Origin of the sequence: Allobranchiibius sp. GilTou38 (assembly GCF_017565325.1) — a bacterium.
Taxonomy (GTDB): Bacteria; Actinomycetota; Actinomycetes; order Actinomycetales; family Dermatophilaceae; genus Allobranchiibius; species Allobranchiibius huperziae.
Map to the genome: position 1 here is coordinate 686196 of NZ_JAGEKN010000006.1, position 14086 is coordinate 700281.

Annotated in this window: 12 protein-coding genes; 4 read left to right on the forward strand and 8 right to left on the reverse strand. The window is 69.3% G+C overall.

The genetic code is table 11. The features are described from left to right. Window positions 1–63: 63 nt before the first annotated feature. From dxs to JOB34_RS08365, 3 genes are all read right to left on the reverse strand, one after another. Window positions 64–1935, reverse strand: coding sequence for a 1-deoxy-D-xylulose-5-phosphate synthase (gene dxs, locus JOB34_RS08355; protein WP_208052238.1), 1872 nt, complete (start codon window positions 1933–1935; stop codon window positions 64–66). Between the two features lie 115 nt (window positions 1936–2050). Next, window positions 2051–2545, reverse strand: a complete 495-nt coding sequence (locus tag JOB34_RS08360; protein ID WP_347813782.1) for a cysteine hydrolase — start codon at window positions 2543–2545, stop codon at window positions 2051–2053. Between the two features lie 10 nt (window positions 2546–2555). After that, on the reverse strand, window positions 2556–4052 hold the full coding sequence (locus JOB34_RS08365) for a cytosine permease (protein WP_208052240.1): 1497 nt from the start codon (window positions 4050–4052) through the stop codon (window positions 2556–2558). Between the two features lie 103 nt (window positions 4053–4155). On the opposite strand from JOB34_RS08365, the gene JOB34_RS08370 reads away from it, so the two are divergent. Beyond that, complete coding sequence (locus JOB34_RS08370) at window positions 4156–4527, forward strand: metalloregulator ArsR/SmtB family transcription factor (RefSeq protein ID WP_243757717.1); 372 nt, start codon at window positions 4156–4158, stop codon at window positions 4525–4527. Window position 4528: 1 nt separating this feature from the next. Further along, window positions 4529–5020 carry an SRPBCC domain-containing protein gene (locus tag JOB34_RS08375; protein WP_208052241.1) on the forward strand — a complete coding sequence of 164 codons (492 nt, stop codon included), beginning with the start codon at window positions 4529–4531 and terminating at the stop codon, window positions 5018–5020. Window positions 5021–5086: 66 nt separating this feature from the next. Here JOB34_RS08375 and acnA read toward each other — a convergent pair whose 3' ends face one another. From acnA to JOB34_RS08390, 3 genes are all read right to left on the reverse strand, one after another. Further along, window positions 5087–7798, reverse strand: coding sequence for an aconitate hydratase AcnA (acnA, locus tag JOB34_RS08380; protein WP_208052242.1), 2712 nt, complete (start codon window positions 7796–7798; stop codon window positions 5087–5089). Window positions 7799–7943: 145 nt separating this feature from the next. Further along, window positions 7944–9263: a class I SAM-dependent RNA methyltransferase gene (locus JOB34_RS08385; protein WP_208052243.1), complete on the reverse strand. Its 1320-nt coding sequence runs from the start codon at window positions 9261–9263 to the stop codon at window positions 7944–7946. A gap of 6 nt (window positions 9264–9269) precedes the next feature. Beyond that, a complete protein-coding gene (locus JOB34_RS08390; protein ID WP_243757874.1) occupies window positions 9270–11228 on the reverse strand; it encodes an APC family permease in 1959 nt (652 codons plus the stop codon). Window positions 11229–11337: 109 nt separating this feature from the next. Between JOB34_RS08390 and JOB34_RS08395 the strand changes: the two genes are divergently transcribed. Beyond that, window positions 11338–12003: a TrkA family potassium uptake protein gene (locus JOB34_RS08395; protein WP_208052245.1), complete on the forward strand. Its 666-nt coding sequence runs from the start codon at window positions 11338–11340 to the stop codon at window positions 12001–12003. Between the two features lie 12 nt (window positions 12004–12015). Further along, complete coding sequence (locus JOB34_RS08400) at window positions 12016–12714, forward strand: TrkA family potassium uptake protein (protein WP_179481311.1); 699 nt, start codon at window positions 12016–12018, stop codon at window positions 12712–12714. Window positions 12715–12813: 99 nt separating this feature from the next. Here JOB34_RS08400 and JOB34_RS08405 read toward each other — a convergent pair whose 3' ends face one another. Together JOB34_RS08405 and JOB34_RS08410 are read right to left on the reverse strand one after the other, a co-directional pair. Further along, window positions 12814–13197 carry an OB-fold nucleic acid binding domain-containing protein gene (locus JOB34_RS08405; RefSeq protein ID WP_179481313.1) on the reverse strand — a complete coding sequence of 128 codons (384 nt, stop codon included), beginning with the start codon at window positions 13195–13197 and terminating at the stop codon, window positions 12814–12816. Next, window positions 13197–14060, reverse strand: coding sequence for a DUF3710 domain-containing protein (locus JOB34_RS08410; protein ID WP_208052246.1), 864 nt, complete (start codon window positions 14058–14060; stop codon window positions 13197–13199). The genes JOB34_RS08405 and JOB34_RS08410 overlap by 1 nt, the downstream gene beginning before the upstream one ends. Between the last annotated feature and the right edge of the window lie 26 nt (window positions 14061–14086).

Consider the following 14086-nt stretch of genomic DNA (forward strand, 5'->3'; position numbering starts at 1 on the left):
AGGGAGCACGATCTCCGTACACCGCGCAGGACTGCGCCTGACGACCGCTTCGGACCGGGGGGCTCAGTGCGCGATGCGCCCGATCAGGTCCGTCGCGATGACGTCGGAGGTCAGGCCGATCTGCTCCAGCACCTGTCCGCGCGAGGCATGGTCGAGGAAGCGCTTCGGAATGCCGAACGGGTGCACCGGCACCTCGCAGCCCGCCGCGCGCAGCCGCGCGGTGACCGCCATACCGACGCCGTTCGTCGCCAGATTGTCCTCGATGACGGCCACGTGGCGGGCCGACCTCGCCAGCTCGACCAGCTCGTCGGCCACGGGAAGCACCCAGCGCGGATCGACGACCAGTGTCGAGATCCCCTGCGCCGCAAGCTTCTCGGCCACGCCGAGTGCCGTGGCGCACATCGCGCCGACGCCGACGAGCAGGACATCAGGTGTCGCAGGTCCGTCGTGCAGGACGTCGAGCGGGCCGACCGAGCGCACCGCCGTCAGCGGTTCCGCGACATCCCCCTTGGGGAAGCGGATGACGGTCGGCGCATCGGACACGTCGAGGGCCTCGCGCAGCTGCAGCTTCACCTGCTCGCCGTCGCGCGGGGCCGCGAGGCGCAGCCCGGGCACGATCGAGGAGATGGCCATGTCCCACATGCCGTTGTGCGACGGGCCGTCCGAGCCGGTGACGCCCGCCCGGTCGAGCACGAAGGTGACGCCCTGGCGGTGCAGCGCGCAGTCCATCAGCAGCTGGTCGAAGGCCCGGTTGAGGAAGGTCGCGTAGACCGCGACGACCGGGTGCAGCCCGGCGTACGCGAGACCGGAGGCCATCGTCACGGCGTGCTGCTCGGCGATGCCGACGTCGAAGACGCGGTCGGGGTACGCCGCCGCGAACTTGTCGAGCCCGACGGGGATGAGCATGGCAGCGGTGATCGCGACGACGTCGGCACGCTCGGCACCGATGCGCACCATCTCGTCGCTGAACTCGTCGGTCCAGATCCGGCCGGACACCTCGAAGGGCAGCCCGGTCTCGGGGTTGAACTTGCCGATGCCGTGCCACTGGTCGGCCTCGTCGTCCATCGCCGGCTGGTAGCCACGGCCCTTCTGGGTGATCACGTGCACGATGCACGGTCCGCCGAAGTCCTTGGCGCGGCGCAGGCCCATCTCGACGGCCTGCTCGTCGTGGCCGTCGATCGGACCGACGTACTTGATGCCCAGGTCCTCGAACATGCCCTGCTGCGGGGCGACGATGTCCTTGATGCCCTTCTTGACCCCGTGCAGGGTCTCGTACATCGCGTGGCCGACGACCGGGGTCTGCTGCAGCGTCGACTTGCCCCAGTCCAGGACCCGCTCGTAACCGCGTGTGGTCCGCAGGGTCGCCAGGTGCGCGGCCAGCCCGCCGATGGTCGGCGCGTAGGACCGCTCGTTGTCGTTGACCACGATGACCAGCGGAAGGTCCTTGCTGACGGCGATGTTGTTGAGCGCCTCCCACGCCATCCCGCCGGTGAGCGCGCCGTCGCCGATGACCGCCACGGTGTGCCGGTCGCCCTGGCCCTGCAGCACCCGGGCGTGGGCGATGCCCTCGGCCCAGGACAACGACGTGGATGCGTGCGAGTTCTCGACCACGTCGTGCTCGGACTCGGCGCGGCTCGGGTAGCCCGACAGGCCGCCCTGTTTCTTCAGCGCGGAGAAGTCGTGCCGACCGGTGAGCAGCTTGTGGACGTAGGACTGGTGCCCGGTGTCGAATACCAGCGTGTCCCGTGGTGAGTCGAAGACCCGGTGCAGTGCGATCGTCAGCTCGACGACGCCCAGGTTGGGGCCGAGGTGTCCGCCGGTCTTGGACACCGACTCCACCAGGAAGGTGCGGATCTCGGCAGCCAGTGCGTCGAGCTGCTCAGCAGGGATCGCGCGCACGTCACCCGGCTCGTTGATGCCATCGAGCAAACCCACGTAGAAAAATCCCTTCCGGCCACGGTCCAACGCCCGAGTCTATGCGCTGGGGTACGACGCCACGGACCCCGAGTCGCTGGGCGAGTCAGGGGCCCGGCCGGCTGGGACGGATCGCTCAGTGCAGAACGGTGATCAGCGGCGCGTAGAGCTCCATGGCCGCCAGCGCGTTCTCGTGCGCTTCCTGGGTCGACCCGGCGCACGCGTCCGCTCGGATCGTCACCTCGAGGCCGGCATCGGCCATCGGCAGGGCCGTCGACAGCACACAGCAGTCCGTGGACACGCCGCACAGCTGCACCGACCGCGCGTCGCCGAGCGCGACGCGCAGCGGATCGCCCCACTTGCCGAATGTCGTGGCGTCGACGGTCGGCCTGCCGGCGAACTGCGGGATCAGTTGGTACTGCGGGTGATCCGGCCCGGTGAGGGCGAACGGCCACTGCTCGAAGTACGCCGCCCACGCGCCGGCCGGCTCGCGCGGAGCGACGTAGCGGGTGAAGACGACGCGGTCGGCGTACTCCTGCACAGCCGCCTCGATGGCGGGCAGTGTCTGAGCGAACATGGGCGACGCCCACGGGCCGCCCGGGTCGGCGAAGACGTGTTGGGCGTCGATCACGACCAGCACGTCAGACGGCACTCGCGGCCTTCGCGGTGGAGGTGGGATCGACGCGCTCCTGGCGCCGGACGGTGCTGGAAGTGAGGGCGACGGCACCCACGAAACCGACGACGATGGCGACGAGCACGCCCAGTCCGGCGTACGCCCAGGTGCCCTCCTTGCCGCCGAGGTGCAGCGGGTCCAGCAGATAGCCCTGCCATGTCAGCCACGACACCTTGGCCGAGGTGACGACCAGCCCCCACCCCAGCACCGACCCGATCACCATCAGCACCAACGGGATCGGGGCGAACGAACCGTAGCGGCCACGGGCGTCGTAGAGCTCGGCATCGGCGTACGCGCGCCTCCGCAGCACCAGGTCGCCGAGGAAGACACCACACCACGCGGCAATCGGCACGCCCACGGTGACCAGGAAGCCCTGGAAGTTGGCCACGAAGCTGCTGGAGGTGAAGAAGACGACGTAGATCCCGCCAAGCGTCATGATCGTGCCGTCGATCAGCGCGGCGACGAAGCGCGGCGCGCGCAGCCCGAGACTGAGCAGCGACAGTCCCGAGGAGTAGATGTCGAGCACGGCACCGGACAGCAGGCCCAGGATCGCCACGATCGCGAACGGCACCAGGTACCACGTGGGCAGGGCGGACGTGAGCGCGCCGATCGGGTCGCTACCGATGGCGGTGGAGAGCTTGGGATCGGACGCGGCCAGCAGGATGCCGAAGACCACGAGCACCACCGGGCCGAGCGCGCCGCCGAACGTGGTCCAGAAGATGACGCCGCGGCTGGGCGTCGAACGCGGCAGGTAGCGGCTGTAGTCGGCTGCGCAGTTGACCCACCCCAAGCCGAGCGCGGTCAGCACCAGGATCGTCGCGCCGAGCACCTGCGGCACTCCCCCGGCTTTCATGGTGCTCACCGCGTGCCAGTGCACGCGGTGCACGGTCAGGGCGATGTAGCCGATCGTGAGGACGGCGGTCGCCAGGGTGATGACGGTCTGCAGCCGCATGATGAGCGCGAAGCCGAAGACTCCCGCGACGACCGTGATCGCCGCCACCACCAGCAGGACGATCAGCTTGGTGACGGTGCCGTGGCTCCACCCGAGTCGCGCGAAGACCGTCGAGGTGCCGAGGGTGGCGAGCACCACCAGCACCGTCTCCCAGCCGACGGTGAGGATCCAGGAGATTGCCGACGGTACGCGATTCCCATTGAGCCCGAACGCCGCTCGCGACAGCACCAGGGTCGGTGCCGACCCGCGTTTGCCCGCGACGGAAACGAACCCACACAGCAGGAACGAGCCGATGCTGCCGACCACCGCGGCGCCGAGCGCCTGCCAGATGTTGAGTCCGAAGCCGATCACGAACGCGCCGTACGCGATCGCGAGCACCGAGATGTTGGAGGCGAACCAGGGCCAGAAGAGCGACGCGGGCCGCCCGTGCCGTTCGGACTCCTCGATCACGTTCAGACCGTTGGCCTCCACCCCGCTCGGGGCGCGCACCTCTGGTGCCTGCGTCGTCGCCATGACGATCACGCTAGGCCAGCCGCCGCCACGCGGCGGGACATCCGGCATTCGATGTTGAATTCACTGTCGACAACGTACAACCATTTGGTTGTACGTTGTGCTCATGACCGATCCCGAGGACGCCGCGGACGCGATGTTCCGCGCGCTCGCCGACCGGACGCGTCGCGACATCCTGCGCCGCATCCTCGCCGGCGAGCACTCGGTGTCGGCGCTGGCGGAGCACTACCCGATGAGTTTCGCGGCCGTGCAGAAGCACGTCGCCGTCCTCGAACGGGCAGGGCTGCTCGTCAAGCGTCGCCACGGACGCGAACAGCTCGCGCGCGGAGACGTCGAAGCGATCCGTTCGGTCGCGTCGATGCTCGGTGAGCTCGAGCAGATCTGGCGCGGCCGGATCTCCCGGATCGACGAACTGCTCAGCACCGAGAAGACCGGAACGACCGACATCACGAACAACCCGACACCAGAGGAGAAGTGACATGCCCGTCACCGATGTCAAGACCCAGGCCGAGGCCCGCACGCTGACCATCACCGCCGAGTTCGCGGCACCCGTCGAGCGTGTCTGGGAGGTGTACGCCGACCCACGCCAGCTCGAGCGCGTGTGGGGCCCGCCGACCTACCCCGCCACCTTCGTGGATCACTCGCTCACCGAGGGCGGCCGGGTGCACTACTACATGACCAGCCCCGAGGGCGAGAAGTACCCCGGATGGTGGCACGTGACCTCCGTCGACGCCCCGCACGGCTTCGAGTTCGAGGACGGTTTCGCGAAGAACGCCGACGACTTCGCCCCCGACGAGGCGATGCCGGTGTCGCAGAACGTCTACCGGTTCGAGGACATCGGCGGCAGGACGCGCGCGACCTACGTCAGCACGTACACGACCGCCGAGGGTCTGCAGAAGGTGCTCGACATGGGCGTGATCGAGGGCTCCTCCCAGGCGATCGACCAGATCGACGACCTGATCGCCTCCTGACCCGGACGCCGAACGACCCCTGCCGCGTTACGGCAGGGGTCGTTCGGTGTGAAGCCGGTGTCTACGTCAGGCGCCGGCCTTCACCAGCGAGCGCAGCACGTACTGCAGGATGCCGTCGTTGCGGAAGTACTCCGCCTCACCCGGGGTGTCGATGCGCACGACCGCGTCGAACTCGACGACCGCCCCGTCGCCCTTGGTCGCGGTCACGTGCACCGTCTTGGGCGTGCGCCCCTCGTTCAGCGCCTCGACTCCGCTGATGTCGAAGGTCTCGGTGCCGTCCAGGCCGAGCGACTCGATGTTCTGCCCCTGCGGGAACTGCAGCGGGAGCACGCCCATCCCGATCAGGTTGGAGCGGTGGATGCGCTCGAACGACTCGGTGATGACGGCCTTGACGCCGAGCAGCCGGGTGCCCTTGGCCGCCCAGTCACGCGACGAGCCGGAGCCGTACTCCTTGCCGCCGAGCACGACCAGCGGCACGCCGGCCTCCTGGTAGGCCGCCGACGCGTCGAAGATCGTGGTCTGCTCGCCGCCGGCGAGGAAGTTGCGGGTGAAGCCGCCCTCCACGCCGTCCAGCAGCTGGTTGCGCAGCCGGATGTTGGCGAACGTGCCGCGCACCATGACCTCGTGGTTGCCGCGGCGCGAGCCGTAGGAGTTGAAGTCCTTGCGCTCGATCCCGTGGTCGGACAGGTACTTGCCTGCGGGGCTGTCGGCCTTGATCGAACCGGCCGGGCTGATGTGGTCGGTGGTCACCGAGTCGCCCAGCTTCGCCAGGACGCGTGCGCCCTTGATGTCCGAGACGGGCTCGGGCTCGGCCGGCATGCCGTCGAAGTACGGCGGTTTGCGCACGTACGTCGAGTCGGCGTCCCAGGCGAACGTGTCGCCCTCGGGGGTCTGCAGGCTCTGCCAGCGCTCATCGCCGGCGAAGACGTCGGCGTAGTCCTTGACGAACAGCGCCCGGTCCATGGACGACGCGATGGTCTTCTCCACGTCGTCGGGGGCCGGCCAGATGTCCTTGAGGAAGACGTCGTTGCCGGCGGTGTCCTGCCCCAGAGGGTCGACCTCGAAGTCGAAGTTCATCGTGCCGGCGAGCGCGTACGCGATGACCAGCGGCGGCGATGCCAGGTAATTCATCTTCACGTCCGGGTTGATCCGGCCCTCGAAGTTGCGGTTGCCGGACAGCACGGAGACCACGGTCAGGTCGTGCTCCTGCACGGCCTGGGAGATCTCCTCATTGAGCGGGCCGGAGTTGCCGATGCACGTGGTGCACCCGTATCCGACGAGGTAGAAGCCGAGCTTCTCCAGGTAGGGCCACAGGCCGGCGTTCTCGTAGTAACCGGTGACGACCTGCGAGCCGGGCGCCATCGAGGTCTTCACCCACGGCGGCACCGTGAGGCCCTTGTCGACGGCGTTCTTCGCGAGCAGCGCCGCGGCCATCATCACCGACGGGTTGGAGGTGTTGGTGCAGCTCGTGATCGAGGCGATGACGACCGAGCCGTCCTTCAGCCCGTACGCCGGCCCCTCGGCCGGGGTGACCTGCTCCTCGCGCAGACCGCCCTCGACGCCGTAGTTCTTGACGTCAAGCGCGAACTGGGTCTTGGCGTCGGAGACCACGATGCGGTCCTGCGGACGCTTCGGACCGGCGATGGAGGGGACGACGGTGGACAGGTCGAGCTCGAGGTACTCCGAGAAGCGCGGCTCGTTGGACGGGTCGTGCCACAGGCCCTGGGTCTTGGCGTAGGACTCCACGAGGGCGATGTGCTCCTCGCTGCGGCCGGTGAGGTGCAGGTAGTCCAGGGTCACGTCGTCGATCGGGAAGATCGCGCAGGTGGAGCCGAACTCCGGGCTCATGTTGCCGATGGTCGCGCGATTGGCCAGCGGCACCGAGGCGACGCCGTCGCCGTAGAACTCCACGAACTTGCCGACGACCCCGTGCTCGCGCAGCATCTGGGTGATCGTGAGGACGACGTCGGTCGCGGTCGCGCCGGCCGGGATCGCGCCGGTGAGACGGAAGCCGACGACGCGCGGGATGAGCATCGAGACGGGCTGGCCGAGCATCGCGGCCTCGGCCTCGATGCCGCCGACGCCCCAGCCGAGCACGCCGAGGCCGTTGACCATCGTGGTGTGGCTGTCGGTGCCGACGCAGCTGTCCGGGTAGGCGACGCCATTACGGGTCATGATCGAGCGGGCCAGGTGCTCGATGTTGACCTGGTGCACGATGCCGGTGCCCGGGGGCACGACCTTGAAGTCGTCGAACGCGGTCTGGCCCCAGCGCAGGAACTGGTAACGCTCCTTGTTGCGGCCGTACTCGATCTCCACGTTGCGCTTGAACGCGTCGGCGCGGCCGAAGACGTCGATGATCACCGAGTGGTCGATGACCATCTCGGCCGGAGCAAGGGGGTTGATCTTCTTGGCGTCACCGCCGAGGTCGGCCACGGCCTCGCGCATGGTGGCCAGGTCGACCACACAGGGCACGCCGGTGAAGTCCTGCATGATCACGCGGGCCGGGGTGAACTGGATCTCGGTGTCCGGCTCGGCGTCGGCCTTCCATCCGCCCAGCGCCCGCACGTGGTCGGCGGTGATGTTCGCGCCGTCCTCGGTGCGCAGCAGACACTCCAGCAGCACCTTGAGGCTGAACGGCAGGTCCGAGGACCCCTCGACCTTGTCCAGGCGATAGAACTCGTAGGAGTTCTCCCCCACCTTCAGGGTGTCCTTCGCATCGAAGCTGTTGGTGCTCACGCCGACTCCTTCGTCCTGTCCGTCGCGCCGTTCCGGCCGCATCTCATTTATCTTGACGTCAAGATAAGTCAAGCATATCCGCTACGCTTCCGGCAGCAAAGGTCGACCTAACGCGCACCCCGCCTCCGTTGTCAGCGGATCGGGGGCGGCGCCGTCGCAAGAACGCCGACAACCGGCGTCGCGCCGGTCAGCCCCGCTCAGCTGGAACGAGGATCGCGATGCACTCGACGTGGTGGGTCATCGGGAACGCGTCGAACGCGCGCAGCGACGTCAGCGCGTAGCCCTCGTCCGCCGCGTACGCCAGGTCGCGGGCCAGCGCCGAGGGGTCGCACGCCACGTAGGCGACGGCCCGCGGGCGCAGTCGGGTGATCTGCTGCACGACCTCGCGACCGGCGCCGGTGCGCGGCGGGTCCAGCACCACCAGATCGGCGGCGCCGCCCAGGTGCCGCTCGACGAGCGGCTCGGCACGACGTACGTCGGAGCGCTCGATGCGCGCCTGCGGCACGTCGCGCAGGGCGGCCTGCGCGTCGGACACAGCACGCTCGTCCCCCTCGATGCCGAGGACAGCACCGCTCTGACCCACCCGCTCGGCGAGGAACCTCGTGAAGAGCCCGACGCCGCAGTAGAGGTCGAGCACCCGCTCGCCCGGTCGCGGCGCGAGCTGCCGCAGCACCTCGTCCACGAAGGTCGGCGCCGCCCCGGGGTGCACCTGCCAGAAACCGCGCGCGGACACCTCGAAGTCCAGTGACGTCCCACCCGCGGTCACGCTCTCGAACACTCCCGGCACCTCGCCGCGGCGCGGCAGCAGCACTGCGGTCGCCGAGCCGTCGGACGACACGGCGACGTCCACGCCGGTGACCCCGGCCTCGAAGCGCTCGGTGAAGATCCCGGTCGCCCGCACCTGCGGCACGCTGATCACGCAGTCCTCGACGGGTACGACGTCGTGTGAGCGGTGTGCGCGGAATCCCGCCCGGCCGTCCGGACCGGTCGCGAGCTCGACGCGGGTGCGCCAGCGCAGCCCGTCCTCGTCGCCGGGCACGGCCTCGACGTCGCCCGTCCAGTCGATGCCCGCCAACCGGCGCAGCTGCTCGGCGACCACCGCGGTCTTCAACTCTCGTCCGTACGCCGCGCTCGTGTGCTGCCAGTCGCACCCTCCGCAGCGGCCAGGGCCGGACCAGGGACACGCCGGCGTGCGCCGTTCGGGTGAGGCATCGAGCACCTCGACCGCGTCGGCCCGCAGGAAGCGGGAGGTGCGGGTGCCGTCGGTGACGCGCGCGCGCACCCGCTCCCCCGGCAGCGTGTGCCGCACGAAGACGACGCGGCCCTCCGTACGCGCGACGCACGATCCGCCGTGCGCGACCGCCCCGATGTCCAGGACCAGCTCGGTCCCCACCATCGAGCCGGGCGCGGCGGGATCGCTGCCGGTGCGGCGTGCGGGGCGACGTGATCCGCCGCGCCGTTCGGGTCGTCCGCGGCGGGGTTCGCCGGAGCGGGGGCGCTGGGGCATCGCGGGTCAGCGACCGAGCCGGACGGACCCCGGAGCAGACCCGTCGAAGCGGTCCTCGGACCCCTCGGAGGAGTGCAGCTGCCACGGCACGCTGGTGACCATCACACCGGGCGTGAAGAGCAGCCGGGCCTTCAGGCGCAGCGCGGACTGGTTGTGCAGCAGCTGTTCCCACCACTTCCCGAGCACGTACTCGGGGATGTAGACCATCACCACGTCGCGCGGGCTGTCGCGCCGGATGGCGCGCACGTAGTTGATGACCGGCCGGGTGATCTCGCGGTAGGGCGACGCCACCGTGCTGAGCGTGACGGGGATGTCGCGCCGCTTCCACTCGTCCTTGAGCGCCTGCGTCTCCTCGTGGTTCACGTCCACGGTCAGTGCCTCGAGCACCGCGGGACGAGTCGCCCGGGCGTACGCCAGCGCGCGCATCGTCGGCTTGTGGATCTTGGAGACCAGCACGATGACGTGCAGTCGTGCGGGCAGCACCTGCTCGTCGCCGTCGATGTCGGACAGGGCCAGCTCGTCGCGCACGTGCGCGTAGTGGCGGCGGATGCCGAGCATGAGGACGTAGAGCACGATCATCGCGCCGACGGCGTACCCGGCGCCGTGGGTGAACTTCGTCAGCAGGACGACGACCAGCACCAGCCCGGCCATCACGGCGCCGACGGCGTTGATGACGCGCGAGCGCCGCATCCGGTATCTGACCTTGGGGTCCTGCTCCTCCTTCAGGTGCCTGTTCCAGTGCCGGATCATGCCGGTCTGGCTGGTGGTGAAGGAGACGAAGACGCCGACGATGTAGAGCTGGATCAGTCGGGTGGTCTCGGCGTGGTAGATCACGATCAGGGCGACCGCCGCGCCCGCCAGGATCAGGATGCCGTTGGAGTAGGCCAGCCGGTCGCCGCGGGTGTGCAGCTGCCGGGGCAGGAAGCCGTCCTTCGCGAGGATCGACGCCAGCACCGGGAACCCGTTGAACGCGGTGTTCGCGGCCAGCACCAGGATGATGCCGGTCACGATCGAGACGAAGATGATGCCCGGCGGGAAGCCGTGGAAGACCGCGTGGGACAGCTGACCGAGGACGGTGTTCTCGTTGTAGTTCTCGACCGGCTTGCCGTTCAGCAAGAGCCTGCCCGGGTGGTCGGGGTCCTGCATGTGGATGCCGGTCCAGCGCGACAGCGCGATGATCGAGACGAGCATGACGACCGCGATGGAGCCCATCATCAGCAGCGTCGTGGCGGCGTTCTTGCTCTTGGGCTTCTTGAACGCCGGCACACCGTTGGAGATCGCCTCGACACCGGTGAGCGCCGCACATCCGCTGGAGAAGGCGCGCAACAGCAGGAAGAGCATCGCGAACTGCGACAACGACGACATGCCCGCCTGCGGGGCGAGGGAGAACTTCGCGCTCTCGGCGAGCGGGAGGTCGCCCATCAGCTTGCGGAACACCCCGACGATCGCCAGTCCCACGATGCCGAGGATGAACAGATAGACGGGGATGGCGAAGTACGAGCCGGACTCGCGCACGCCGCGCAGATTGAGCGCCGTCAACGCGACCACGAGCAGCACGGCCACGATGACCTCGCGGCCCTGCACGAACGGCAGCGCCGCGGACGCGTTCTGGACGCCGGAGGACACCGACACCGCCACCGTGAGCGTGTAGTCCACGAGCAGGGCCGAGGCCACGGTCAGACCCGCCTTGGGGCCCAGGTTGGTGGTCGCGACCTCGTAATCGCCACCGCCGGAGGGGTAGGCGTGCACGTTCTGCCGGTAGGACGCCACGACGATCGCCATCACGAAGACGACGGCGCCGGTGATGTACCAGGAGTTGGTGGTCACGAACGCGCCACCGGCCGCGCCGAGGGTGATCAGGATCTCGTCGGGCGCGTACGCCACCGAGGAGAGCGCGTCACTCGCGAAGATCGGCAGGGCCAACCGCTTGGGCAGCAGCGTGTCGCCCAGCTTGTCGCTGCGCATCGCGCGACCGACGAGCACACGCTTGATGGTTCGTCCAGTCACTGACACAACCGCAGAGTCTAGGGGCGAGATGCCGGAGCTTCGCGCACACTCCGGTAGCGTCCTCGGCGTGCACTTCGTGATCATGGGATGCGGCCGGGTCGGCTCCACGCTGGCCATCGGCCTACAGGAGCACGGGCATGAGGTCGCGATCATCGACCAGGACGAGGGAGCCTTCCGTCGTCTCGGGTCCAATTTCGCCGGATCGCGCATCACCGGAGTCGGTTTCGACCGTGAGACGCTCGAGCGGGCGGACATTCGCAACGCGTACGCGTTCGCCGCGGTCAGCAGCGGCGACAACTCCAACATCCTGGCCGCGCGTGTCGCTCGCGAGACCTTCGACGTGGAGCACGTCGTCGCGCGCATCTACGACCCGGGTCGCGCCGAGATCTACCAGCGTCTCGGCATCCCGACCGTCGCCACCGTCCGCTGGACGGCCGACCAGGTGCTGCGCCGGCTCGTGCCGCAGGGCGCCATCCCGCTGCACACCGACCCGAGCGGCCGCATCAGCCTGCTCGATCTGAGCCCGCACATCAGCTGGGTCGGCACACCGCTGCGGGTCATCGAGCGCGAGACCGGCGCCCGCGTCGGGTACTTCACCCGCCTCGGCGAGGGCCGCCTGCCCGACCCGGACACGGTGCTGCAGGAAGGCGACCTCTTGCAGGTCCTCGCCGAGCGCGACCGTCGTCCGGAGATCGAGAAAACCCTCACCTCACCCCGACCCGCAGATCTGTAGGAGTTCCCCACCATGCGCGTCGTCGTCGTCGGAGCGGGCAGTGTCGGCCGCTCGATCGCCCGCGAACTCATCCACAACGGGCACGCGGTGCTGCTCATCGACAAGTACGCGGAGGACGACCGCACCGCGTCGGTCCCGGACGCGTCCTGGCTGCTCGCCGACGCGTGCGAGATGAGCACGCTGCAGGAGGCGCAGGTGCAGGACTGCGACGTCGTGGTCTGCGCGACCGGTGACGACAAGGTCAACCTCGTCGTCTCGCTGCTCGCGAAGACCGAGTTCGGCATCGCGCGCACGGTCGGACGCGTCAACAACCCCAAGAACGAGTGGATGTTCGACGAGGCGTGGGGTGTGGACGTCGCGGTGTCGACCCCGCGCATCATGACCGCACTCGTCGAGGAAGCCGTCAGCGTGGGCGACCTCGTGCGCCTCTTCCAGTTCCAGCAGGGCAAGGCGACGATGGTCGAGATCACCATCCCGTCCGACAGCCCGGCCGTCGGTCAGACCGTGGGCGGGCTGGACCTACCGCCGGACTGCGTGCTGGTCGGCATCATCCGGGACGAGCGGCCGATCGTGCCTACCCGGACCGAGCCCATCGAGGGTCTTGACGAGCTGCTCTTCCTCGCCACCGCCGACGCCGAGGCGGCGCTCGGTGCCGCGATGACCGGACGCGACATCGCCGACGTGCGCACCGTCTCCCACGAGAGCACCTGAGCCTGCGGCGATTCGGCGACACTGCGAAGGGCACGCTCCGCGGAGCGTGCCCTTCGCTGTGTCGCCCGGCCGGATGCCCGGTGCGTCGGATCAGCCGGGTCAGTCCACCTCGACGGCGGGCTTGATCTCGTACTCGGGGTTGAAGATCGTGGGCATGCCACGACGGTGCAGCACCCGGCCCTTGACGGTCAGGTAGACGCCCGGCTCGATGCCGGCGATGCTCCGGCGGCCCAGCCAGACCAGCTGCATCATCCGGGTGCCGTCGTCCAGACCGACCACGAACGCCGGCACGGAATCGGTGCGCGGACGCAGGCTGGTGTAGCGAACGGTGCCGCAACAGCCCGCGATCTGACGGTCGCAGCACGCCTCGATCGGGGTGCCGCCCCGCTTGGTGGCGGCCTCACGCAGCTCGTCGCGCTCGATGGCGGCCGACGACCTGCTGAATCGGCGCGCCGCCTCGCGAATCGTCGCCGTTGCGCCCATCAGCGCACCTCCGTGATCTCAGGCCCTCGCTCGAACGGATCGAGCGTACGAGGAGCATCCTCCTCCTCGGCGGCCTCGGCCACCGCATCGGGCACCTTCAGTTCCAGCAGCTCCCGCGGCGCCCGCGCTTCGCTGCCGCGCAGCACCACGGTGTCGCGCACGAAGTCCACCAACGTGGCGGCTGCCCCCGCGTCGGTCGCTGCGGCACCGGAGAAGACCGCGCGCAGGAACCAGCGCGGTCCGTCGACGCCGGCGAAGCGCGCGGCAGAGTACGTCGTACGGCCGTCGTTGCCGCGCGCCGGGATGCGCACGGCCAGCTCGATGCCGAGCGGACCGAGCTCTTCAATAGCCGACCCACCGCCCGTGATCAGCCCGTCGGCGATCTCGTCGCGAATGTCATCCCAGATGCCCCGGCTCTTGGGTGCTGCGAACACCTGCACCTGGCAGGCCGATTCGCCCAACACGGCAGTGATGCCGGTGATGTTTCCGGCCTCCTGGTCCACGTCGAGGCGCAACTCCATGCCGGCGAGCGGACGCAGCGCGAGTGCGCCGAAGTCGAGCCGGTCGTCGAGGTTCTTGACCTCCGAGCGGTCGAACGGGCCCTTGCTGCGATCCAGGTCGTGCGGCCGCGGCAGGCGACCGGGAATCTCGTGGTGCGATTCGTCGGCCTCGTCGTCGCCGGCGTCACTCAGGTCCGCGTCGCCGACATCGGAGCCGACGGAGTCGGTCTCCGACGCGAGATCCGTCGCCTCGACGTCCTCTGCTCCGGTGTCGTCCGACTCGACCTCGGCCGACGCCGCGTCATCGTCGTGCCCGGACGCGGTCGGCCCGTCCTCACGCGCCTTGCGGCGGAAGATCCCCACGGGTCCAACTTCCCTTCCTCGAACTG